22 protein-coding genes and 1 pseudogene are annotated in these 22,148 nt (G+C 70.5%); 11 read left to right on the forward strand and 12 right to left on the reverse strand.

Translation table 11 applies throughout. The features are described 5' to 3' along the window. Window positions 1-4: 4 nt before the first annotated feature. The gene (locus ADK54_RS29460; RefSeq protein WP_030494815.1) at window positions 5-364 is read right to left on the reverse strand and encodes an NADH-quinone oxidoreductase subunit A; all 360 of its coding nucleotides are present in this window, start codon (window positions 362-364) and stop codon (window positions 5-7) included. 744 nt (window positions 365-1,108) lie between these two features. On the opposite strand from ADK54_RS29460, the gene ADK54_RS29465 reads away from it, so the two are divergent. Next, on the forward strand, window positions 1,109-1,939 hold the full coding sequence (locus ADK54_RS29465) for a C40 family peptidase (RefSeq protein WP_053728790.1): 831 nt from the start codon (window positions 1,109-1,111) through the stop codon (window positions 1,937-1,939). A 146-nt stretch (window positions 1,940-2,085) separates the two neighbouring features. Next, window positions 2,086-2,628, forward strand: a complete 543-nt coding sequence (locus ADK54_RS29470; protein ID WP_053728791.1) for a hypothetical protein — start codon at window positions 2,086-2,088, stop codon at window positions 2,626-2,628. 33 nt (window positions 2,629-2,661) lie between these two features. Here the strand turns inward: ADK54_RS29470 and ADK54_RS29475 are convergent, their stop codons facing one another. Further along, window positions 2,662-3,945, reverse strand: a complete 1,284-nt coding sequence (locus ADK54_RS29475; RefSeq protein WP_053728792.1) for a geranylgeranyl reductase family protein — start codon at window positions 3,943-3,945, stop codon at window positions 2,662-2,664. 100 nt (window positions 3,946-4,045) lie between these two features. Between ADK54_RS29475 and ADK54_RS29480 the strand changes: the two genes are divergently transcribed. After that, a complete protein-coding gene (locus tag ADK54_RS29480) occupies window positions 4,046-4,606 on the forward strand; it encodes a GNAT family N-acetyltransferase (RefSeq protein ID WP_053728853.1) in 561 nt (186 codons plus the stop codon). Here the strand turns inward: ADK54_RS29480 and ADK54_RS29485 are convergent, their stop codons facing one another. Then, window positions 4,607-5,299, reverse strand: a complete 693-nt coding sequence (locus tag ADK54_RS29485) for a demethylmenaquinone methyltransferase (RefSeq protein WP_053728793.1) — start codon at window positions 5,297-5,299, stop codon at window positions 4,607-4,609. It lies immediately after the preceding gene. Window positions 5,300-5,422: 123 nt separating this feature from the next. On the opposite strand from ADK54_RS29485, the gene ADK54_RS29490 reads away from it, so the two are divergent. Then, window positions 5,423-6,427 (forward strand): chitinase, encoded by a 1,005-nt coding sequence (locus ADK54_RS29490; RefSeq protein WP_053728794.1) that lies wholly within the window; start codon window positions 5,423-5,425, stop codon window positions 6,425-6,427. Window positions 6,428-6,442: 15 nt separating this feature from the next. Here ADK54_RS29490 and ADK54_RS29495 read toward each other — a convergent pair whose 3' ends face one another. The 4 genes from ADK54_RS29495 to ADK54_RS29510 all read right to left on the reverse strand — a co-directional run bounded on the left by ADK54_RS29495 (window position 6,443) and on the right by ADK54_RS29510 (window position 10,878). After that, window positions 6,443-7,078, reverse strand: coding sequence for an imidazolonepropionase-like domain-containing protein (locus tag ADK54_RS29495; RefSeq protein ID WP_053728795.1), 636 nt, complete (start codon window positions 7,076-7,078; stop codon window positions 6,443-6,445). Between the two features lie 15 nt (window positions 7,079-7,093). Further along, the gene (gene mqnC, locus ADK54_RS29500; protein WP_053728796.1) at window positions 7,094-8,293 is read right to left on the reverse strand and encodes a cyclic dehypoxanthinyl futalosine synthase; all 1,200 of its coding nucleotides are present in this window, start codon (window positions 8,291-8,293) and stop codon (window positions 7,094-7,096) included. A gap of 87 nt (window positions 8,294-8,380) precedes the next feature. Then, window positions 8,381-9,097, reverse strand: a complete 717-nt coding sequence (locus ADK54_RS29505; protein WP_053728854.1) for a prepilin peptidase — start codon at window positions 9,095-9,097, stop codon at window positions 8,381-8,383. Window positions 9,098-9,111: 14 nt separating this feature from the next. Next, window positions 9,112-10,878, reverse strand: coding sequence for a serine/threonine-protein kinase (locus ADK54_RS29510; RefSeq protein WP_053728855.1), 1,767 nt, complete (start codon window positions 10,876-10,878; stop codon window positions 9,112-9,114). A 212-nt stretch (window positions 10,879-11,090) separates the two neighbouring features. On the opposite strand from ADK54_RS29510, the gene ADK54_RS29515 reads away from it, so the two are divergent. After that, a complete protein-coding gene (locus ADK54_RS29515; RefSeq protein WP_053728797.1) occupies window positions 11,091-12,140 on the forward strand; it encodes an alpha/beta hydrolase in 1,050 nt (349 codons plus the stop codon). 28 nt (window positions 12,141-12,168) lie between these two features. On the opposite strand, the gene ADK54_RS29520 is transcribed toward ADK54_RS29515, so the two are convergent. Beyond that, complete coding sequence (locus ADK54_RS29520; RefSeq protein ID WP_053728798.1) at window positions 12,169-13,035, reverse strand: menaquinone biosynthetic enzyme MqnA/MqnD family protein; 867 nt, start codon at window positions 13,033-13,035, stop codon at window positions 12,169-12,171. A 318-nt stretch (window positions 13,036-13,353) separates the two neighbouring features. Between ADK54_RS29520 and ADK54_RS29525 the strand changes: the two genes are divergently transcribed. Continuing rightward, window positions 13,354-13,557: a cold-shock protein gene (locus ADK54_RS29525; RefSeq protein ID WP_003967102.1), complete on the forward strand. Its 204-nt coding sequence runs from the start codon at window positions 13,354-13,356 to the stop codon at window positions 13,555-13,557. 190 nt (window positions 13,558-13,747) lie between these two features. On the opposite strand, the gene ADK54_RS29530 is transcribed toward ADK54_RS29525, so the two are convergent. Continuing rightward, complete coding sequence (locus tag ADK54_RS29530; RefSeq protein WP_053728799.1) at window positions 13,748-15,490, reverse strand: AMP-dependent synthetase/ligase; 1,743 nt, start codon at window positions 15,488-15,490, stop codon at window positions 13,748-13,750. Between the two features lie 94 nt (window positions 15,491-15,584). Between ADK54_RS29530 and ADK54_RS29535 the strand changes: the two genes are divergently transcribed. Together ADK54_RS29535 and ADK54_RS29540 are read left to right on the forward strand one after the other, a co-directional pair. Beyond that, a complete protein-coding gene (locus tag ADK54_RS29535) occupies window positions 15,585-16,592 on the forward strand; it encodes an AraC family transcriptional regulator (protein WP_053728800.1) in 1,008 nt (335 codons plus the stop codon). A 132-nt stretch (window positions 16,593-16,724) separates the two neighbouring features. After that, window positions 16,725-17,876, forward strand: coding sequence for a lipase family protein (locus tag ADK54_RS29540; protein WP_053728801.1), 1,152 nt, complete (start codon window positions 16,725-16,727; stop codon window positions 17,874-17,876). Window positions 17,877-17,941: 65 nt separating this feature from the next. Here ADK54_RS29540 and ADK54_RS29545 read toward each other — a convergent pair whose 3' ends face one another. After that, window positions 17,942-18,583, reverse strand: a complete 642-nt coding sequence (locus ADK54_RS29545) for a MerR family transcriptional regulator (protein ID WP_053728802.1) — start codon at window positions 18,581-18,583, stop codon at window positions 17,942-17,944. A gap of 117 nt (window positions 18,584-18,700) precedes the next feature. Here ADK54_RS29545 and ADK54_RS29550 point away from each other — a divergent pair, with 117 nt between their 5' ends. Further along, window positions 18,701-19,213 (forward strand): DUF4188 domain-containing protein, encoded by a 513-nt coding sequence (locus ADK54_RS29550; RefSeq protein ID WP_053728803.1) that lies wholly within the window; start codon window positions 18,701-18,703, stop codon window positions 19,211-19,213. A 147-nt stretch (window positions 19,214-19,360) separates the two neighbouring features. Here the strand turns inward: ADK54_RS29550 and ADK54_RS29555 are convergent, their stop codons facing one another. Both ADK54_RS29555 and ADK54_RS29560 read right to left on the reverse strand, forming a co-directional pair. Next, window positions 19,361-20,386 carry an ALF repeat-containing protein gene (locus ADK54_RS29555; protein ID WP_053728804.1) on the reverse strand — a complete coding sequence of 342 codons (1,026 nt, stop codon included), beginning with the start codon at window positions 20,384-20,386 and terminating at the stop codon, window positions 19,361-19,363. A 70-nt stretch (window positions 20,387-20,456) separates the two neighbouring features. Continuing rightward, window positions 20,457-20,897: an ATP-binding protein gene (locus ADK54_RS29560; protein ID WP_053728805.1), complete on the reverse strand. Its 441-nt coding sequence runs from the start codon at window positions 20,895-20,897 to the stop codon at window positions 20,457-20,459. Window positions 20,898-21,018: 121 nt separating this feature from the next. On the opposite strand from ADK54_RS29560, the pseudogene ADK54_RS29565 reads away from it, so the two are divergent. Both ADK54_RS29565 and ADK54_RS29570 read left to right on the forward strand, forming a co-directional pair. Further along, window positions 21,019-21,877 (forward strand): annotated as a pseudogene (locus ADK54_RS29565) (helix-turn-helix domain-containing protein). Beyond that, a complete protein-coding gene (locus ADK54_RS29570; RefSeq protein ID WP_053728806.1) occupies window positions 21,874-22,116 on the forward strand; it encodes a DUF397 domain-containing protein in 243 nt (80 codons plus the stop codon). Before ADK54_RS29565 ends, ADK54_RS29570 begins: the two are co-directional and overlap by 4 nt. Window positions 22,117-22,148: the final 32 nt, after the last annotated feature.

Raw genomic sequence — 22,148 nt, forward strand, 5'->3', positions numbered from 1 at the left:
CCCCTCAGTCCCATTCCAGGCCGCCGCGCCGCCACACATACGCGTAGGCGACGAAGACGGTGAGCACGAAGAGCAGCATCTCCACGAGCCCGAAAAGCCCCAGGGCGTCGAAGGTGACCGCCCAGGGGTAGAGGAAGACGATCTCGATGTCGAAGACGATGAAGAGCATCGCCGTCAGGTAGTACTTGATGGGGAAGCGGCCGCCGCCGGCCGGCGTGGGAGTGGGTTCGATGCCGCACTCGTACGCCTCAAGTTTCGCCCGGTTGTACCTTTTTGGGCCGATTAGCGTGGCCATGACCACGGAAAAGATCGCAAACCCTGCCCCGAGGGCGCCGAGCACGAGGATGGGCGCGTAGGCATTCACGCTCCTCGCTCCTTCCAGTCGTCCTTGACCGTTGGACCGCACAGCGGGTCTCGCGAACGCCTCGCCGCCTCCCATTGAGCGCGAAGATCGCGTACATGTGAGGCAGTTCACAAGCCCGACTGCCCCGCATCCTATGCCCGGCGGTCTGTGATCTGCGACACGGGGTGCGCCAACGTCTTTGTGATCTCCACCACCTGACGAAGGATCATGAAGTCGGATGAGCGGTGATCTTCATACGTGAAGCGCCCGAGTGATCACGAGACGTGACATCTACAGGTGTTACCGCTGGTCGTCGGCCGTCTGGCATTATCAAGAGATGTGCGCTACAGGCAAATTGGCGATGGATGGCCGTCCGGTGATAAGCGGGCGCCCGTCACCCGAGAGGGGGGCTTCCGCGCCCAAAGGTGGACGCGTGCACCCCTTCACGAGAGCCACCCTCACCCCCCGAGAGGCCCACCCCCACCCCTCGGCCGACTGGATCAACCCGCGATGTGACCTGCGTCACTCGTCAACGGTCGTCGAATCAACGGGGCTTGGCCATCGACGTGAGGGGATGGTAGGCGTCGGGCAATTCGGGCGTTTCATGGAAAACACATGATCACAGCCCTGATCGCGCATGCCAGCTTTGTCCGTTACGGCGTCAATAAGTGCTGGCAAGAAGCGGATTCACCTCTTCCGCCATCAACTGTGGCGCAGCACACGTTTCTTGAAGGGAACCCTGAACCCCTGATAGCGGTTGTACCCATGTCCCACACCGCTCACATACCCAGCCACCGGAAGCCCCGCCGCAGCGCCTCGAAGGTCTCGCTTCGGGCCGGAGTTGCCGGTGGCGTACTCAGCACCATCGCGCTGGCAGGCGCGGCCGCCCCGGCCATCGCCGCCCAGCCGGTGAACGAGACCATCGAGATGCCGACCCTGACGGGCGACCTCGCGACCACCGCGGCCGCCACGGCGCAGGCCACCAAGACGGTCGCCGCCGACCTCCAGCTCCAGGCCGCCCAGGACGCCGCCGCGTCCAACGCCGCCAAGGACGCGAAGAAGGCCAAGGACGACGCCGAGCAGAAGGCCGCCGAGGCCAAGGCGAAGGCCGAAGCGGAGGCGAAGGCCAAGGCCGACGCCGCCGAGCGCGCCTCCCGCTCCGCCGAGCGCACCACGCTCAAGTCCTCGTCGGACAGCGGCTCCACCTCCACCGGCACGTCGTTCAAGGCGTCCAACGCCACCGGTTCCGCCGCCACCATCGTGAACTTCGCGCTGGCCCAGGTCGGCAAGGCGTACGTCTCGGGTGCCACCGGCTCCAGCGCGTACGACTGCTCCGGTCTCGTGCAGGCCGCCTACCGCCAGATCGGCGTCGACCTGCCGCGCGTCTCGCAGGACCAGTCGGCCACCGGCACCCAGGTCTCGCTGTCCAACCTGCAGCCGGGCGACATCCTGTACTGGGGCGGCTCCGGCTCCGCGTACCACGTGGCGATCTACGTGGGCGGCGGCAAGTTCGTCGGCGCGCAGAACCCCTCCACGGGTGTCGTCGAGCGCAGCCTGGACTGGGACCAGCCCACCGGCGCCGTCCGCGTTCTCTGAGGCGTACAGCGGCCTTCTGAGCCGCATCCGCACCGCCTGCAAGGGCCGTTGCTCCCCCGCTCGGGAGCGACGGCCCTTCGGCATGCCCGGAATGTGTTGAACTCTGCCCGTTCCGGGGCAACATGCACGTATCAGGGGGTGTGCGCATGGACGAGCAGGTGCGGGACTCGGATCCGCAGTCGTACGAGGTCTACGCCGACGGGCTCGGCATGTTCGCCGCGATCGGGATCGTGTTCATGGTGCTCGGCCTGTGGATGCTGACCGGCATCCGGCCCTGGCACGGGCCCGTCGACTGGGCCAAACTCGCCTTTGGCTGGGGTTTCGCCCTGTTCGTCCTGGGGGCCGGCGCGTTCCTGGTCCTGGCGTGCGTGTACGGGGCGGTGCGCCCGGTCATCCGCGCGGACGCGGCGGGGATACACCTCGCCACGCGCTTCGACGCGCCCTGGGCGGAGGTCCGGGAGATCGAGGTAGGCACCGTGGCGATCTGGGAGCACGGCGACGAGAGCCACGCGGGCGGCTACGAGCACCATCGCGCGGTGTGGGTGACGCTGCACAGCGGCAAGCGGCACGAATACGTGGCCCGCCGCCAGGGCGGGGACCTCTCCGCGGACGAACTGCGCACCGGTCTGTCCCGGTTCGCCGGAGAAGTCCCCGTCCGCTGGACGGACGAGGTGGAGCGGCGCTTCTAGAAGGGAGCGGCGCTTCTGGAGACCGCGCCCGGCTCAGGCCTTGGGGGCTACCTTCGAGAGGCCGTTGATGATGCGGTCCATCGCGTCGCCGCCCGTCGGGTCGGTCAGGTTGGCCAGCATCTTCAGGGTGAACTTCATCAGCATCGGGTGGGTGAGCCCGCGCTGGGTCGCGATCTTCATGACCTTCGGGTTGCCGATGAGCTTCACGAAGGCGCGGCCCAGCGTGTAGTAGCCGCCGTAGGTGTCCTTGAGGATCTTCGGGTAGGCGTGCAGGGCCAGTTCGCGCTGGGACGGCGTCGCGCGGGCGTGCGCCTGGACGATGACGTCCGCGGCGATCTGCCCCGATTCCATGGCGTACGCGATGCCTTCGCCGTTGAACGGGTTCACCAGGCCGCCCGCGTCACCGACGAGCAGCAGGCCCTTGGTGTAGTGCGGCTGGCGGTTGAAGGCCATCGGCAGAGCGGCGCCGCGGATCGGGCCCGTCATGTTCTCGGGGGTGTAGCCCCAGTCCTCGGGCATGGACGCGCACCACGCCTTGAGGATCTCGCGCCAGTCCAGCTCGCGGAACGCGGAGGACGAATTCAGGATGCCGAGGCCGACGTTGGACGTGCCGTCGCCCATGCCGAAGATCCAGCCGTAGCCGGGAAGGAGGCGGTCCTGCGGGCCGCGCCGGTCCCAGAGTTCGAGCCAGGACTCCAGGTAGTCGTCGTCGTGCCGCGGCGAGGTGAAGTACGTGCGCACCGCCACGCCCATCGGGCGGTCCTCGCGCCGGTGCAGGCCCATGGCGAGCGAGAGCCGCGTCGAGTTGCCGTCGGCGGCGACCACGAGCGGGGCGTGGAAGGTGACCGGGGTCTTCTCCTCGCCGAGCTTGGCGTTGACGCCGGTGATGCGGCCGGTGCGCTCGTCGACGATCGGGGCGCCGACGTTGCAGCGCTCGTACAGCCGCGCGCCGGCCTTCTGCGCCTGCCGGGCGAGCTGCTCGTCGAAGTCGTCGCGCTTGCGCACGAGTCCGTAGTCCGGGTACGAGGCGAGGTCCGGCCAGTCGAGCTGGAGGCGGACGCCGCCGCCGATGATCCGAAGGCCCTTGTTCCGCAGCCAGCCGGCCTCTTCGGAGATGTCGATCCCCATCGAGACGAGCTGCTTGGTGGCGCGCGGGGTCAGTCCGTCGCCGCACACCTTCTCGCGCGGGAACGCGGTCTTCTCCAGGAGCAGCACATCGAGTCCGGCCTTGGCCAGGTAGTACGCGGTCGTCGAACCGGCCGGACCGGCCCCGACGACGATCACGTCCGCGGTGTGTTCGGAGAGCGGCTCGGTCACAGCGGGATCTCCCGAAGACTCGAATTTGCGTGCCGAGAAGCACAGGACATGTGCAGTCTATGGGTGGCTGTTGATCGACATCGCGAAGGGTTGCCACGCCATGACCTCCGACTCCCCCGAGTCCGCCATACCGTCCGCCGCACCGGACGAGCCGCTGCCCGTAGTACGGCTGCGGGTGCCCACCGAGGAGGACGCGTACGCCTGGCACCGGGTGTTCGACGACCCGGAGGTGATGGAGTTCCACGGCGGCCGGTCCGCGGAGGTCTCCGTCTACGAGGAGTTGACCGCCCGCCAGCGCAGGCACGACGCCGAGCACGGCTTCTGCTTCTGGACGATGCTGGACGAGAACGACGAGGTCGTCGGCTTCACCGGCGCCCAGCCCTGGCCCCTGGACGACTGGGGCCCGGCGGGCGAAGTGGAGATCGGCTGGCGCCTGGGCCGCGCGCATTGGGGCCGCGGCTACGCGACCGCGGCGGCCCGCGCCACGATCGAGCGGGTCCGCGCGAAGGGCCTCGACCACGTGGTGGCGATGGTCCACCCGGAGAACACCCGCTCGCTGGCGGTGACGGAACGGCTGGGGATGACCCTGTCGAGAACGTACGAGTCGAAGGTGTCGGGCCTGGAGATCCCGTGCTTCCGGCTGGACCTTGGTGAGGACTGATCAGCCCTTGAAACCCCGGTGCAGCGCCACCACCCCGCCCGTCAGGTTCCGCCACGCCACCTTGGACCAGCCCGCCTGCTGAAGCCGCGCGGCCAGCGCGCCCTGGGCGGGCCAGGCCCGGATCGACTCCGCGAGGTAGACGTACGCGTCCGGGTTGGAGGACACCGCCGTGGCCACCGGGGGCAGCGCCCGCATCAAGTACTCGGTGTACACCGTCCGGAACGGCTTCCACGTCGGCTGCGAGAACTCGCAGATCACGACCCGGCCGCCCGGCTTGGTCACCCGGTACATCTCGCGCAGCGCGGCGTCCGTGTCCTGGACGTTGCGCAGCCCGAAGGAGATGGTCACCGCGTCGAACGTGTCGTCGCGGAAGGGCAGCTTCGTCGCGTCGCCCGCCGTGAACGGCAGGTGGGGCTGGCGCTCCTTGCCGACCTTGAGCATCCCGAGCGAGAAGTCGCAGGGCACGGTGTACGCGCCGGCCGCGGCGAAGGGCTGCGAGGAGGTGGCCGTGCCGGCCGCGAGGTCGAGCACCTTCTGCGCGGGCCGCGCGTCGACCGCCTTCGCGACCTCCTTGCGCCACAGCCGGGTCTGGCCGAGGGAGAGCACGTCGTTGGTGAGGTCGTAGTGCGCCGCGACGTCGTCGAACATCGAGGCGACTTCGTGCGGCTGCTTGTCCAGGGATGCGCGGGTCACGCTTCCCATTCAAGCAGTAGGCCGCACAGCCGGGTGCCCGGCCCTCACCGGCACAGCCGGGCCACGTACATTCTCCCTTCCGTGCCACGGGGGCGCGGAACCACGAGAGCGGGTGCACACGACATGCGGAGTTTCCTGAGGGTGCCGGTCGCGGGGCTCGGCGCCTTGGCCGCGCTGGTGTGCGCGGGGTGCTCCTCGACCCCGGACGCGGCGCCCGAGGCCCCGGCCAAGCCTGCCGCGAACGGCCCGTTGAACAGCGCGTACTCCCCCTACGTCAGCGCCACGACGGCCTCGCCCACCGACGCGGTGGGCTCCCCGGCCGTCTACAACCTGGCGTTCGCCGTCGCCCACGGCAACACCTGCCGGGCGGTCTGGGACGACGACACGGCCATCGTGGACCAGGACGTCAAGGACCGGGCGGCCGAGCTGAAGAAGTCGGGCGCCGCGGTGCGGGTGTCCTTCGGCGGGCAGGCCGGCAAGGAGCTCGCGCTGACCTGCAAGACCCCGGCCCAGCTGGCCGCCGCCTACGGCTCGGCGCTGGACGCGGCCGGGGCCGGCGAGGCCGACTTCGACATCGAGGGGGCGGCCCTCGCCGACTCCGCCGCGCTCACCCGGCGCGCGGAGGCGATAGCCCTGCTCCAGAAGGAGCGCGGCCTCAAGGTGACGTTCACGCTCGCGGTGATGCCGACGGGGCTCACGCCCGAGGGCACGGCACTGCTCAAGTCGGCCAAGGACCACGGCGTGCAGGTCTCCGCCGTCAACGTGATGACGATGAACTACGGCACCTCCTACGGAGGCGACATGGGCGACTACGCGGTGCGGGCCGCGACCGCCGCGCACGGCCAGCTCCAGCAGGTCCTGGGCCTCTCGGACGCGGCGGCCTGGCAGGGGCTCGGGGTCACGTCGATGATCGGCGTCAACGATGTGAAGGGCGAGACGTTCACCCTGGACGACGCCGCGAAGGTGCGGAAGTTCGCCCAGGACAAGGGTGTCGGACGGCTGTCCATGTGGGTGACGTACCGCGACCAGAAGTGCGGCTCAGGCGTCAACTCGGCCGTGGCGCAAGCGAGTTGCAGCGGCGTGGACCAGGAGCCGGGCGCCTTCGCGAAGGCCCTGTCGGGAAGCTGACCGGGCCGACCGGGCTTACCGGCGCCGGTGCACCAGCCGTCCGCCGATGACGGTGGCGATGCAGGTCCCGGCGCCCCGCGCGGCCGGCGCGGCCTCGTCCGGCACGGCGAAGACGGCGAACCGGGCCGGGCCGCCCACGGCGAGCGGAGCCCGGAAGGCCTCGCCCGGCTCGGCGTCGGCGAACGGATCGAGGGCCGCCGGACCCTCCGCGCCACCGCTCGGCAGCACCTCAAGTCCCGCCCGCCGTACGGCAGTTCGCACCGCCGGGGTGACCAGGGGCCCGGTCACCGCCACCACTCCGTGCGCGAGCAGCTTCTGGGTGCAGCGGCGGGCGCTGTTGCCCCGGCGGGACTCGCTCGGGGCGAGGGCGGCGAGCGCGGCGCCGGTCAGCGGTTCGGGGCCGAGCTCGTCGACCTCGAAGGGGTCGTCCGGGAAATAGGCGAGTTCGAGCAGGGCCGCCCCGTGCCGGTTGACCAGACCAGGCGTGAGCACGCCGGGCCAGCGGCGGACGCGGGCGGCGGGGTGCTCGGCCGCGACGTCCTCGTACGGGGCGATCATCGCGATCCGGTCACCGTCGATGAGCACCGCACCGCCCGGGACCGGCTCGCGGTCCCCGGGCAGCAGAAGGTCGGCGGCGTGAAGCGTCAGCACGTCGGGAACGCGGCCTCAGCTGGAGGCGAGGAGCTTCAGCTCCGGGTGGGCGGTGCCGCCCTCGATCGCGGTCGAGGAGATGTGCGACTGGACGCGGGTGTCGACCGGGTCGTTCGCCGGGTCCTCGTGCACGACGAGGTGCTCGTAGGTGGTGGCGCGCTGGGCGGGCACCCGGTCCGCCTTGCGGATCATGTCGATCATCTCGATGAGGTTGGAGCGGTGCTTGGCCCCGGCCGACGAGACGACGTTCTCCTCCAGCATGACCGAGCCGAGGTCGTCCGCGCCGTAGTGCAGGGTGAGCTGCCCGGCCTCCTTGCCCGTGGTCAGCCAGGAGCCCTGGATGTGCGCGACGTTGTCGAGGAAGATCCGGGCGATCGCGATCATGCGGATGTACTCGAAGATCGTCGCCTGGGTGCGGCCCTTGAGGTGGTTGTTCTCCGGCTGGTACGTGTACGGGATGAAGGCGCGGAAGCCGCCCGTGCGGTCCTGCACGTCGCGGATCATGCGCAGGTGCTCGATGCGCTCGGCGTTGGTCTCGCCCGTACCCATGAGCATGGTGGAGGTGGACTCGACGCCCAGGCCGTGGGCGGTCTCCATGATCTCCAGCCAGCGCTCGCCGGACTCCTTCAGCGGCGCGATCGCCTTGCGCGGCCGCTCGGGCAGCAGCTCGGCGCCGGCCCCGGCGAAGGAGTCGAGCCCGGCGGCGTGGATGCGCGAGATGGCCTCCTCCACCGACACCTTGGAGATCCGGGCCATGTGCTCGACCTCGGAGGCGCCCAGGGAGTGGATGACCAGCTGCGGGTACGCCTTCTTGATCGCGGAGAAGTGCTCTTCGTAGTACTCGACGCCGAAGTCGGGGTGGTGGCCGCCCTGGAACATGATCTGGGTGCCGCCGAGCTCGATGGTCTCCGCGCACCGGCGCAGGATGTCGTCGAGGTCGCGGGTCCAGCCCTTGGCGGTGTCCTTGGGCGCGGCGTAGAAGGCGCAGAACTTGCACGCCGTCACGCAGACGTTCGTGTAGTTGATGTTCCGCTCGATGATGTACGTCGCGATGTGCTCGGTACCGGCGTACCGGCGGCGGCGCACCGCGTCGGCGGCGGCGCCGAGCGCGTGCAGCGGCGCGGACCGGTACAGGTCGAGCGCTTCCTCCGGGGTGATCCGCCCACCCTCGGCGGCACGGTCGAGAACGGACTGAAGATCGGCCTTCTCAGTCACCGGAGGTGTCCCTTTCTAGGGGGTTACGGGCGGGCGGATCCAGCGTACGCCAGCGGCTCTGCCCACCCGAGCGGGGGCCGCAGGCCCTCAGCTGGCGAGCCCGCCGAGGAGCAGGCCGCCGAAGGCTCCGGCGATCATGAAGGGCCCGAGGGGGAACGCGGCCTTACGGTTCGCCCTTCGCAGCACCAGCAGCCCGCCCCCGTAGACCGCGCCGAGCACGAGCCCGAGCAGGGCTCCCGCGAAGAGCACCGGCCAGCCGTACCACCCGAGAGCGGCCCCGAGCCCGAGCGCGAGCTTGGCGTCGCCGAGACCCATGCCGGCCGGGTTGATGAGCACGAGCACCAAGTACCCACCGCCCAGGGCGAGTTCACCGAGCAGAGCCGTGGTCCAGGCCCCCGCGTGCCCGGGCAGCACCGCGGCCAGGCCGAGCAGCAGGGTCGCCGCGAGGGCGAGCGGCAGGGTCAGCACATCGGGCAGCCGGTGCACGCCCCGGTCGACGACCCCGAGCAGCACGGCCACCGGCGCGAGCAGCAGCCAGACCCCCAGCTCCGGGCGGGCACCGGTGGTGGCGGCGAGCCCCACGCAGACCAGCGCGGTCAGCGCCGCGACGACCGGAGTCGAGGGTCCGTATCCGCGGGCGGCCCCGAGCCAGCCCCGGGCGGGCCCGGCGAACGGCCGCCCGTCGGGGTCGGCGGGCCGCCACGGCTCGTCGGGTTCGACGGAGAGCCGGTGGGCCGGGCGTGGCAGCAGCACCCCGGCGCCCGCGCCCCACAGCGCGGCCCCGGCGACGAGAGGACCGTTCACCGCTTCAAGCCCGTTCACTGCTTCGTCAGGATGCCGGAGGGCCTTCCGGCGGCCGCCTCCTCGGACTGGTACGTGAGCTTGCCGTCGCTGCCGAGGGTGAAGACCAGTTCGGCGGTGCCGGTGGTGCACAGGCCCGCGGTGCCGGGCTTGCGCGGGTCGGTGCGCTCCTCGATGCGCACCTCGCCCGCCGTGCCGGAGAGCAGCTTGCCCACGCCGTGGCACTCCACCTTCGTGCCCAGCACGTCGATCGTCGAGGTCGTCAGGACGACGTCGCTGCCCGTACCGCCGGCCGTGAAGGCGGCGGTGACCGTGCCGTGCGGCTGGCCGGTGCTCTGCTCCGTGGTCGGGCCCTGCCAGGTTCCGATGAACTGGCTCGGCAGATCGGCCAGTTGGGTTCCGGACGGCGAACCCGAGGGCGAACCCGACGGGGTCGCGGCGTCGGTCGGGGCCCGCGTGCCCGGCTCGGGTTCCCCCGTGGCCCCGTTCGAAGCGGGCGGCTTCGCCCCCGTATTGGTCGCTTCGCTGCCGCCGCCCGGCAGCAGGTCGAAGAGGAAGGCCGCGCCCACCGTCACGGCGGCCAGCGCGCCCGCGACCGCGAGGGCCACAGTGCAGCTGACCTTGCGGCCCTGGCCGCGTTCGCCCGGCTCGGCGGCCGTCGCGACGGACAGGGCGACGCGCGGGCCCCGGTCGGCCGGGCCGGGCGGGGCGGTGGGCGGCGGGGGTGTGCGCGGGCCCGGGAAGGGGGCCGCGTCCCGGCCGTACGAGGCGTCCGGCGGGCCGAAAGCGCCGGCGGACCCGGACCCGGGCCCCGTACCGCTGCCCGCCCCGCCCCCGACCGCCGGGCTGCTGAACGGGATCGGGCCCGAGCCGCTCACCGACTCGCCGGGCTCCAGGTCGAGCAGCCGCACCGCGGACCGGCTGACCTCCTCCACCAGCGGGCCCGGCAGCCAGCCGTTCCGGACCAGCGCGGCCGCTCCTGCCGGGGCGAGGCGGGCCGCGAGGGCGGCGGGGGCCGGGCGGTCCGCGGGGTCCTTGGCGAGGCAGGCTCCGACCGCGTCGCGCAGCTCGCCGGTGAGGCCGGCGCCCAGTTCGGGCGACTCGTGCACCACCTTGTAGAGGAGGGCCGCCGAGGAGTCGCCGGGGAAGGGCGGCTCGCCGGTCGCCGCGTACGCGAGGACCGCGCCCAGCGAGAACACGTCGGCGGCGCCGGTCACGCCCCGGCCCAGGATCTGCTCGGGCGACATGTAGCCGGGCGAGCCGATGGAGACGCCGGTTGCGGTGAGCGAGGCGGTGCCGTCGGTGGCGCGGGCGATGCCGAAGTCGATGAGGCGGGGCCCGTCGAGGGTGAGCAGCACGTTCGAGGGCTTCACATCGCGGTGGACCAGGCCGAGCGCGTGGACCGCGGCAAGCGCCTCGGCGAGGCCGGCGCCCAGGACCCGTACCGAGTGATCGGGAAGCGGGCCGCGGTCCATGACGGCCTGGGTCAGCGAGGGGCCGGCCACATAACCCGTCGCCACCCACGGAACCGGCGCCTCCGGATCCGCGTCGAGGACCGGCGCGGTCCAGTCGCCGCCCACCCGCCGGGCCGCCTCGACCTCGTGCCGGAAGCGTGCCCGGAACTGTTCGTCGAGGGCGAAGTGCGGGTGCACCACCTTGACCGCGACCGTGCGGCCGCCCGCGCTGCGGCCCAGGTACACCCGGCCCATGCCGCCCGCCCCTAGCCGGCCGAGCAGCCGGTAGGCGCCGATCGTCCGCGGTTCGCCCGCTTCCAGCGGCTGCAAAGACTGCATCGCGGTGCTCCCCCAACGCCCACCCTGGTCAAGCCGGTCGCACAGCAGCGTAGAGCCGTACGTGCGCGGGATCACCCTCAACCGAGACTGATCCCATGCTTATGTGAGCGAACCGAATAGCGGGTTCCGCCCTCTTGACTGGCGTAGTTCATGCTTAATCGCCCAAAATGCCACCGCCCTCAGCCAGATTCACGGAGCCCCGAATGAAGCGTCGCCGCCCTGCCGCTCTGATAGCAGCCGCCGTCATCGGCTCGGTCGTGCTGGTCTCCGGCTGCTCCGACGAAGGCAAGCCGGTCAGCTTCGACTCGGGGCCGAGCAGTCCGTCGCCGGGGGCCTCGGCGCAGGGCGGGCAGAAGAAGAACGACGACGCCTCCGCGAAGAACGGCGCGGCAGCCCAGACGCTCCTGCCGACCGGCCCGAAGGCCGAGTTCACCACGCAGAGCAGCCTCGGCGACGGCACCAAGATCGGCGTGACCACGCTCAAGGGCGCCAAGTCCGGGTTCACCGGCAAGGTGTGGGTGTGGGCGCCGAAGCAGTACTTCGACGAGAAGTACAAGAACAGCGGCTTCCCGGTGCTCATCGCACTGCCCGGCGGAAACGGCTACCCCAAGAACTACTGGATGGGCACCGACCTCAAGCTGCAGAGCAGCATCAGCGAGTGGTCCAAGACCGGCAAGAGCCTGCCGTTCATCGTGGTCATGCCGGTCCTCAACCCGGACGCCAAGCACTACTACGACGGCAGTGACATTCCGGGCCAGCCCAAGATGGGCACCTGGATGACCGAGGACGTGCCGGACCTGGTGCGGGCCAACTTCCGCACCTTCAAGTCCCGTGACGGCTGGGCCTTCATGGGCTCCTCGTCGGGCGGCTTCGTCGGCCTGAAGTCGGTGCTCAAGCGGCCCGATCTGTTCAAGGCCGCGATCGCCTCGGGCCCGGACACCGTGCCGGACTCCCCGCTGTGGGCCGGCCACGAGGCCGAGAAGCAGGCGAACAACCCGGAGAAGCTGGCCCAGGACCTGATCGACGAGAAGGGTCCCGAGGTCGCGCTCGCCTTCCAGGTGGGCACCAAGGAAGGCACCGTCGTGCCGAACGTGAAGAAGTTCATCGACACGTACGGGAAGGGCCCGGTGAAGACCCGCCTCCAGCTGATCCAGGGCGGCACCCACAACGCCCACACCTACGTGAAGGGCATGGGCGAGGGGACCATGGAGTGGATCAGCAAGCAGATGCTCGCCCCGGTCCCCTCCTCCTGAACGGTCCGAGGTTCTTCGCGCGAAGCCCTTACGGAGCGAGCAGCTCCACGTTCACATCCGCGGCGAACCCGGTGGTCGGACCCGTCCGCCGCGCGAACTCCCTTACGCCTTCGAGCTGTTGGGGTCCGAAGCGGAAGTCGAGCGTCGTGAAGTAGCGCTGCAGGAGCTCGGCGTCGAACACCTCCCAGCGCGCGGCCTGCTCGGCCACCTTGGTGACCTCCTCCAGGGAGAGGTCCCGGGACGCGAGGAACGCCTCGTGCACCTGCTGTACGACGTGGGGCTCGCGGGCCAGGTAGTCCTTGCGGGCCGCCCACACGGCGAAGACGAACGGCAGCCCCGTCCACTCCTTCCACATCGTGCCCAGGTCGTGGACCTGGAGCCCGAGCCGCGGGGCGTCGTGCAGCGAGGCCCGCAGCGCGGCGTCCCCGATCAGCACGGCGGCGTCCGCCTCGCGCATCATCAGGCCGAGGTCGGGCGGGCACGTGTAGTAGTCGGGGGCCACCTGGTACCGCTCGGCGAGCAGCAGCTGCGCCAGGCGCACGGAGGTCCGCGAGGTGGACCCGAGGGCGACCCGGGCCCGGTCCAGGTCCTCAAGAGGACGCTGCGAGACGATCACGCAGGACATCACCGGCCCGTCGCAGCCGACCGCGATGTCGGGGAAGGCGACCAGGTCGTCCGCGTTGCGCAGGAACTCCACGAGGGTGATCGGCGCGATGTCCAGGTCACCGTTCACCAACTGCTCGCTGAGCTTCTCCGGGCTGTCCTTGGTCAGCTCCAGGTCGAGCAGCGTCCCCGTCCGCGCCAGGCCCCAGTACAGGGGCAGGCAGTTCAGGAACTGGATGTGACCGACGCGCGGCCGGCCGCCGTGGTGCTGGGGGCTGGTTGAATTGTCCACGTGCCGAGGCTAGACCCGTCCCACTGGGTGGACCGCGCCGGGCCCTGCCAGGGGTGCCGCGGGAGCGTCCCTGCTGGGCCGTACGGGGTGCCTCGCGAGGGAGCCTGATCGCCTGCTCCGCCCCCGGTCAAACGTCCGGACGGAGTGATCTTTCCCTCTACCGCAGCACCTGAGCTGCGTGCTACGCTCAGCGCAAGTTGCAGTTTGGTTTCCCTTGCAGTACAGAGCCTGCGGAGCATGTAACCCGCAGGCTTTTGTAGTTTTCAGACTTGTTTGCAGGTTCTGGAGCAGGGCAACCCTTTGGCCCAAGGAGGGCTTATGGCTACCGGAACCGTGAAGTGGTTCAACGCTGAAAAGGGCTTCGGCTTCATCGCCCAGGACGGCGGCGGCCCGGATGTCTTCGTCCACTACTCCGCGATCAACGCGTCTGGTTTCCGCTCCCTGGAGGAGAACCAGGTCGTGAACTTCGACGTCACCCAGGGCCCGAAGGGCCCGCAGGCGGAGAACGTCACCCCGGCCTAACTTGCCCGGGTTGGCGATCGCTGACTTAGCAGTACCCAAGGAGCCCCGTCCATCCGGACCGGGGCTCCTGCCTTTTGCAGTGCTGGGCGCCCTACAGGGGCGCGGGGCTGTGACGTTTTGCGGTCCGCCGCGTGGGCGCGACCAGCCACCCACGGCCCGCACCCGAAAGCGAACCGCCCCCGCACCCCGCTCAGCCGTAAAGCCCCTCGACCTCAGCCGCGTACCGCTCAAGAATCGCCTTCCTCCGCACCTTCAAGGTGGGGGTCAGCTCACCCCGCTCCACCGTGAAGTCCTGCGGCAGCACCGCGAACCCCCGGATCCGCGCGGGCCGGGACACCTGCGCATTGGCCGCCTCGACCGCAGCCCGCACGAGCTCGTGCACCTCGTCCGGACCCCGCCCCGCCGTCTCCTGCGCATCCACCGTGATCAGCGCGACGGGATACGGCCGCCGGTCCCCCACCATCACCGCGTGCGAGACGATCCGGGCCCGCTCGATGGCCTGCTCCACGTGCGAGGGCGTCAGGTTCTTGCCGGCGGACGTGATGATCAGGTCCTTCTTGCGGCCGGTGATCGTCAGGTAACCGTCCGCGTCCAGCGCCCCCAGGTCCCCCGTGTGCAGCCACCCCTCCGCGTCCAGCGCCTCCGCCGTGCCCAGGGCGTTCGCGTGGTACCCGGGGAAGATCATCGGCCCGCGCGCAAGGATCTCCTCGTCGGGCGCGATCTTCACCTCGCACCCCGCGACCGGCCGCCCCACCGTGCCGTACCGCACCGCCCCCGGGTGGTTGAGCGAGATCACGCCCGCGGACTCGGTCATCCCGTACCCCTCGAAGACCTGGATCCCGCAGGCCCGCAGGAAGTCGAGGATCGCCGGGTCTATGGGGGCGCCGCCGGTGAGCGCCCAGCGCAGGCGCCCGCCGAAGGCCGCTCTGACCAGGCTGAACAGCGAGGCGTCGGCGGCCTCGTACTCGCCCTGACGCTCGGGCGGAAGCTCCCCGTCCGCCGCGAGGACGCCGATCGCGACCGCCGCGTCGAACCGCTCGCCGCCGCCCTCCTTCGCCTCGGCGAGCGAGCGCACGACCGAGTGGACCTTCTCGAAAAGCCGCGGTACGGACGGCAGATGGGTCGGCTGCGCCTCGGCGAGCTCGCCGACCACGTCCTCGATCCGGCCGCCGAAGTAGCAGAGCTCGCCGCCGTAGAGCAGCGTCGAGAACTGGATCAGCTGGGCGAGCAGATGCGCGAGGGGCAGGTAGAGGTACGTGCGGTCGCCGGGGCCGCCCTCGATGAGGTGCATGGTCGCGTCCTGGACCGCGCCCATGTTGCCGTGCGTGAGCCGGCAGCCCTTGGGAAGGCCGGTGGTCCCGGAGGTGTAGACGAGCTCGGCGTCGTCGCCGGGCCGGACGGCCGCGGACCGGGCCCGCAGGTCGTCGAGCGGCACGGACTCGGCGCGGGCCCCCGGATCCGCCAGCGGCACCGCCCTACCCTCACAGGGCCCGGTCATCAGCAGTACGTGAGCGAGCGCAGGCACCTTCCCGCGCAGCCCCTCCACCCGGGCCGCCTCCGCGGGACCCTCGCAGATGACCGCCTTCGCGGCGGAGTCGGCGAGGACCCAGGTGGTCTCCTCGTCGCCCGCCGTCGGATACACCGGCACCACCACCGCGCCCACCGCCAGGCAGGCGAAGTGCGCGTACGTCCACTCGGGGCGGGTCTCGGCGAGGATCGCGACCCTGTCACCGGCCTCGATGCCGAGCGCGATCAGCCCCCGCGCGGTGCGGCGTACGGTGTCGCGCAGCCCGGCGTACGTGACCGTCGCCCAGCCCCCGCCCGCCTCGCGGAACCTGAGGGCCGGCCGGTCCGGGTGGCGCCCGGCCGCCCACTCGGTGAACACGGCGAGCGTCTCGGGGCGCGGGCGCTGGTGCGGGCTCTGGGGGTTCATGACCCGACGGTAAGTACGGTCCCGGGCCGCGCGGGATGACGGGAAACGTCACCCCGGCTGACCTCAACGCTCAACCCGGCTAACGTCGTTGACCATGGCGAAGCCGACGATCACCGTGCACCACGTGCGGGCCGTGCTGCGCGGCGCCGAGCGGCACGGCATCGACACCGTGCCGTTGCTCCAGGCGTCCGGCATCCCCCCGCTGCTGCTCGGGGACGACCGGGCGCGGGTCACCCCGGCCCAGTTCGCGCAGCTCTTCCGGGCCCTGTACCGGGCGACCGGGGACGAGTTCCTCGGGCTCGGCGGCGCCCCGAGCCGCCCCGGCACCTTCGCGATGATGTGTTACGCGGTGCTCGGCTGCCGCGACCTCGGCGGGGCGATGCGACGCGGCACCACCTTCTACGGCCTCTTCGCGCACGGGCCCGACCTCACCCTCGACATCACCGGCCCCGAGGCGGTGTTCGCGGTACGGGGCGATCTGATGGGCCGGGACGAGGACCGGTTCCTGACCGAGTGCCTGGTGATCATCTGGCACCGGCTGTGCAGTTGGCTGGTGGGCCGCCGCATCCCGCTGACCCGCGCAGCCTTCGGCTATCCGCCGCCCCCGCACAAGGACGAGTACGAGTCGCTCTTCGGCTGCCCGGTCCGGTTCGGGGACACCCGCACGGAGGCGGTGTTCGACGCGCACTGGCTGACCGCCCCGCTCGTACGCGACGAGGCGGCGCTGGCCCAGATGCTGCGCCGCTCCCCCTTCGAACTCCTCAGCCGCCACGCCTACGGGACGACGGTCGGCGAGCAGGTGGGCCGGGCTCTCTCCGGCGCCCTGCGCGCCTCTCCCCGGCTGCCCACCCTGGAGGAGACGGCGGCCCGCCTCGCCATGTCCCCGGCGACCTTGCGCCGCCGCCTGGCGCAGGAGGGCACCTCGTTCCAGCAGCTCAAGGACGCGGTGCGGCGCGATGCCGCGATCGCGGGCCTGGCGGAGGGCCGCGAGCCGATCGCGGAGATCGCGGCCCGCCTCGGCTTCTCGGAGGACACGAGCTTCCACCGCGCGTTCCGCCGCTGGACGGGCACGACACCGGGGTCGTACCGACTGGGCCGCTGAGCCCGGCCCCCGGAGCCTTCCGCCGTCTCCGGGGTCAGTGAAGGTGAGCGGTACGGTCAGCTCCGTACCTACCGGTCAGTCACTACCTTCTCCTCAACTGCCCGCGCCCCATAGGACCGTTGGGAGAGCCGCATGCACGTCCGTACCAGAGTGGCCGGTGCCATCACCGCCGCACTCCTCCTGTCGGCAGCCACCCCCACCGCGTTCGCCGACTACACGGCGACCGCTTCACCCGGGGACATCGTCACCCGGTCCCCCACCGAGTTCCATCCGCTGCCCGGTCAGTGGACCAACACCAAGGCCTGGCACGTCACGTACCGCTCCACCACCGCCAAGGGCTCCCCGAACGTCGTGTCCGGGACGGTCATCGTGCCGGACGACGGCCGCACGGGCCCGCGCCCGGTCGTGACGTACGCCGTCGGCACGGTCGGGCTCGGCGACTCGTGTGCGCCGAGCGCCAACTTCCCGTACGGGACGGCCGTCGAGGCCACCCTGATCAACCAGGTCGTGCAGAAGGGCTGGGCCGTCGCGGTCACCGACTACGAGGGCCTGGGCACCCCCGGCGACCACACCTACACGGTCGGCCGCGCCGAGGGCACCGCCATGCTGGACGCGGCCCGAGCGGCCGAGCGCCTCGGCATCCCCGGCGTCGACGCCAACTCGCCCGTGGGGATCATGGGTTATTCGCAGGGCGGCCAGGCCAGCAGCTGGGCGGCCGAGCTGCACGACTCGTACGCCCCCGAGCTGAAGGTGAAGGGCACCGCGACCGGCGGCGTCCCGGCCGACCTCATGAAGGTGGCCGCGTCCAACGACGGCGGCCTCGGCTCCGGCCTCATCTTCATGGCGGCGGCCGGCCAGGACGCGGCCTTCCCCGAGCTGAAGCTGGACTCGTACCTCAACCCGGCGGGCAAGGCGCTGGTCGACTACTTCAAGAACAACTGCGTGGCGATCGACACGACGGTGGGCTCGTTCAAGCACGTCACCGACCTGACCGTGAAGAACCCGCTCGAACAGCCGGACTGGCAGGCCAGGCTGGCCGAGTCGAAGCTCGGCACGCACCGCCCGGACGCGCCGGTGTACCTCTACCACGGCACGGTCGACGAGCTGATCCCGTACGCGGTGGGCCGGCAGCTCCGCTCCGACTGGTGCGCCAAGGGCGCGAACGTGGAGTGGCACGCACTGCCGCTGCTCGGCCACATCGGCGGGGTGACGGTGGGCGGAGTCCCGGCGGCGAACTGGCTGGCGGACAGGTTCGCGGGCAAGCCGACCAGCTCCAACTGCTAGCGGATTGAGTCGAGTTGAGCCCGCCTTCGGGATCCCCGGGGGCGGGCTCAGCGCATGCGAGCGCCCTACAGCCCGTAGCGCCGCGCCGATTCTTCCTGCTGGGCGAGGCGGTGCAGGGCTCGCAGGATCGGGTCGAAGAGGACGGTGGCGGCGACGGCGACCTCGACCTTCTCGGCCTCGGAGGGGTGGGTCTCGACGAAGTCGAGATCGCGGACGGCCGCCTGGTGCATGAGCTGGGCGTACGGGGCCATGAGCTCGGCGTCCCAGGGATAGCCGAGCCGGTTGAGCGTGGCGACGGCGACGATCAGAGCCCGGTGATCGGGTGAGAGTTCACCGAGCTCTCGGGCGGTGGACCACCCCAGCATGCCGAGCAGCCGGTCCACCTCGCTCCGGGCGGCGGCCACGGACTCGTCACCGTCGTCCGGGTCGGGTCCGTGGGGCAGTGCCCAGAGGGCCGCGCCGAGCCGGATGGTGCGGTCGAGGGAGTCGTCGTCGACGTACCCGATGACTTCCTTGGCCGTGGCCACCGGGAGCCGCCCGACCTCGATCAGAGCACGGACGAGGCGGAGCCGACGCAGATGGCTCTCGTCGTAGTCGGCCGTGGTGGCACCCACTTTGCGCCCTCGCGCGAGCATGCCCTGCCGCAGGTAGTACTTGATCATCGCGGCGGAAACCCCGCTCCGCTCGCTCAACTCGGCCAGCCGCATCCCTTGCGCCCTTCCTCGGATAACGCCATTATCCAAGATATCGACCCTGGGTAACTCCGTTATCCAACACGGGAGTTGGCAGCCGGGGAAGCCGTCCGTCGAGGAGCTGGAGGCACCATGTTCGCCAAGCCGAGCCCGAATCGCACGACCGCCGCCGCCGAGGGCGACGTGGTGGTGCTCCTGATCGGGATGCGCGTCAACCACTTCTGGGCGGTGCACCAGTGGGTGCCGGTGGGCGCAGCCATGTTCCGCATGCTCGGCGAACTCAAGAAGGACAAGAGCCGCGGCCTCCTCGGACACGTCATGCTGACCGCGTCACCGCGCACGTACTACGTGGTCCAGTACTGGGAGTCCAAGGAGAAGCTGTACGCCTACGCGCACTCGCCGGAGATGTTCCACCACCGGGCGTGGGCGATCCTCAACCGCAAGGAGCGCAAGGGCAAGCTGCGCGGGCACGTGGGCCTGTGGCACGAGACGTACATCGTGCCCGAGGGTTCGTACGAGTCGATCTACGCGGACATGCCACCGTTCGGCCTGGCGGCGGCGACGGACTCCCTTCCCTTGGAGGCCAGGGGGAGGACGGCGGCGGAGCGGTTGGGGCGGCGGGTGAAGGCGGCCACACCGGAGTAGCCGGCGCCTTCGCGGGGTGGGCGTCCTATGGGCGCCCTACAGGGGTGCGGGGGACTGCGCGACCAGCCACACACGACCCGCACCCGACATCCGACCCTCTAGGGGCGCGGGGAGCTGCGCAATCCCCCGACGCCCCGCAGCCGGCGCCTACTCCGCAGCGCGGCGGCGACGCGTGGCCACCAAGATCCCCGCACCGCCCGCAAGGGCAACGGCAGTACCCCCAGCGGCCCAAGGCAGCGCCGAACCCGCTCCGGTGGAGGCGAGGGAGGTGCCCCCGGCAGGGGTGTTCTGAGAGGCAGCGGTCACAGCCATACCCCCCTTGTCGCCGGTGCCAGTGCCGGTGGCAGCACCGGCGCCCTTGCCGGCCTCCTTGGAGGCGCCGGGCTTGGGCTCGCCCTTCTTCCCGTCGTCCTTCTTGCCCTTGTCCTTGTCCTTCGCGGCCGCGGCCGCGGCGTCGGCCTCGTCCTTCTTGCGAGCCTCGTACTGACCCTTGTCGAGGAAGGCCTGGACGTCTTCGGGGGTGCCGTTGAGCGCCTTCCTCGCAGCTGCCTTCACGGCGGGGCCGCCCTTGCTGGCGATCTGAGTGGCCAGCAGCTGGTTGTCGACGATGCGGGCCTTGAACTGGCCCTTGTCGATGAACTCCTGGACGTCCGCGGGGGTACCCAGGAGCGCCTTGATCCCGGCCTCCTTCACACCCGGGCCACCGACGTTGATGATCTGGCTGACGAGGACGCGGTTGTCGATGATGCGCTGCTCGAACTGCCCCTTCTCCAGGAACCGCACGCGGTCCTCGGGGGTGCCGTTGAGCGCCTTGTCGCCCGCCTCGCGCACGCCGCGGCCACCCTTGTCGACGATCTGGGCGATCGCCACACGGTTGTCGTTGTCGCGGGCCACGAACTGGCCAGTCTCAAGGAACTTCCGCATGGCGGCCGGACCGCCGTCGAGCGCCTTGTTCGCAGCCTCCTTGAATATGGGCCCCGCACCCTTCGCCGCCTTCAGCCGCAGGATCTCCTCCATGTCGGCGTCCGCCTGCTCGTCCGGGGTCTTCGACCCGGCGTCCGGCGCCGAGACGGCAGGCGCCTTGGCGTCGGCGGCGTACGCCGGAGAGGCGAGCAGAACAGCCGGCGCGATGGCCGCGGACGCGACGAGCGCCGATATACGCGTGAACTTCATGTGATTCCCCCGGTTGCCCAAGAAAGCCAGAAATGGTCATCCGCATGCTATGCCGCCCTTGACTTTCCCTTTACATGACCCCCACCCCTTCGTCACACGAATGGAGTTCCGCCCAGACGACCTTGCCGACGCCCGGCCGCGCCTTCACACCCCACGCCACGGCGACCGCCGCCACGAGCAGCAGCCCGCGCCCGCATTCGGCGTCCTCCGCGAGCGGCCCCGAGCCGACGGGCTCCTTCTTTCCTCGCGCATCACCCACCTCGATCCGCAACAGCTCCCCCAGCGCGAGCCGCAGCTCGAAGTCCCGCCCGGGTACGTGACCGTGGGTCACGGCATTGGCGGCGAACTCGGCGACGACGAGGGCCGCGGCATCGGAACGCGGGCTCCCGTACGGGATGCCCCACGCGTCCAACTGCTGCACCGCCAGCCACCGAGCGAGCCGCGCGCCGCGCCGCGTACTGCTGAACCTCTGGACGAACTCGGTTGCCGTGACGGCAGATTGGGGATTCATGTGACCGAGCGTGACGAGGCGTGCGTAACCTGAACAGGGGTACAACCACGACCCCGGCGAGCTGTACGCCCACGGGCCGCGCGATGTACGGGACGTCGGCCGTAACCGGGAGGTGCGGGGCATGAATCAGGAAGCCCGACCGGAGCGCCCGGTCGAATCGGACGGCACGGCCCACCTCTTCAAGGCGCTGGGCAGACAGATCAAGGTGCTACGAGAACGGGCCGGGCCGAGCCAGCGGGAGCTGGGGGCGGCGGTCAACTACGGCGAAGACCTGATCTCGGCCATCGAGCGCGGGGCGCGCACCCCACAACCCGACTTCCTTGAATGCGTGGATGAACTCCTCAATGCTGGTGGGGTGTTGAAGGCAGCAGTGCCGGAGGTACGAGAGGCCCTGGCCCGGTCACGGACCCGGCATCCGGACTGGTTCCGGGACTATGCGGACACTGAGGCCAAGGCGGTAGCGCTGCATGACTACAGCACCCAAGCAGTTCTGGGACTGCTGCAAACCGAAGACTACGCGCGGGCAGTCTTCACCCACCGCTGCCCTTTGCTGGATGAGGCGACCATCGAGAAGCGGGTCACCGACCGACTGGCTCGACAGCAGATCTTCGAGCGCCGGCCTCCCCCCCACGTTCAGCTTCATCCTGGGGGAGAGCGTTCTACAACGCCCAATCGGCGGCCGAAGCGTCCTGGCAGGGCAGCTACGACAGTTGCTCCGCATCGGAGGGTTGAGAACGGTGCAATTGCAGGTGATGCCCACCGATCGCGAGGAACACCCCAGCCTGAGCGGCGCGTTCACCCTACTCAACCCCAAAGGACGCCAGCAGGTGGCGTACACGGAACTCCACGGGCATCCTCGCCTGATCACCGAGCCGGAAGAAGTCCGCGTGTTCAGCGAGCGCTATGGGATCATGCAGGCGCAGGCTCTAACGCCCCGGAGATCGATGTCTCTGATCGAGGAGATGCTGAAAGCGCTATGAATTCCAAGGAACTTGACTGGTTCAAGAGCAGCTACAGCGACGGCGAAGGCGGCCAGTGCATCGAGGTCGCCTGCAATTGGCGCAAGTCGAGCTACAGCAGCGGAGGAGGTGGGGCGTGCATAGAAATCGCCGCCCACCCCACCGCAATCCACATCCGGGACTCAAAGACCCCCCAGGGTCCCCAACTGGCGGTGGCCCCAGCCGCATGGGCGGCGTTCACCGCGTACGCCACGCAGTAAAGACGCTCAGCCCTTCGAAAGGGCGGGGCTGA

This window comes from Streptomyces sp. WM6378, assembly GCF_001279695.1.
Classification (GTDB): Bacteria; Actinomycetota; Actinomycetes; order Streptomycetales; family Streptomycetaceae; genus Streptomyces.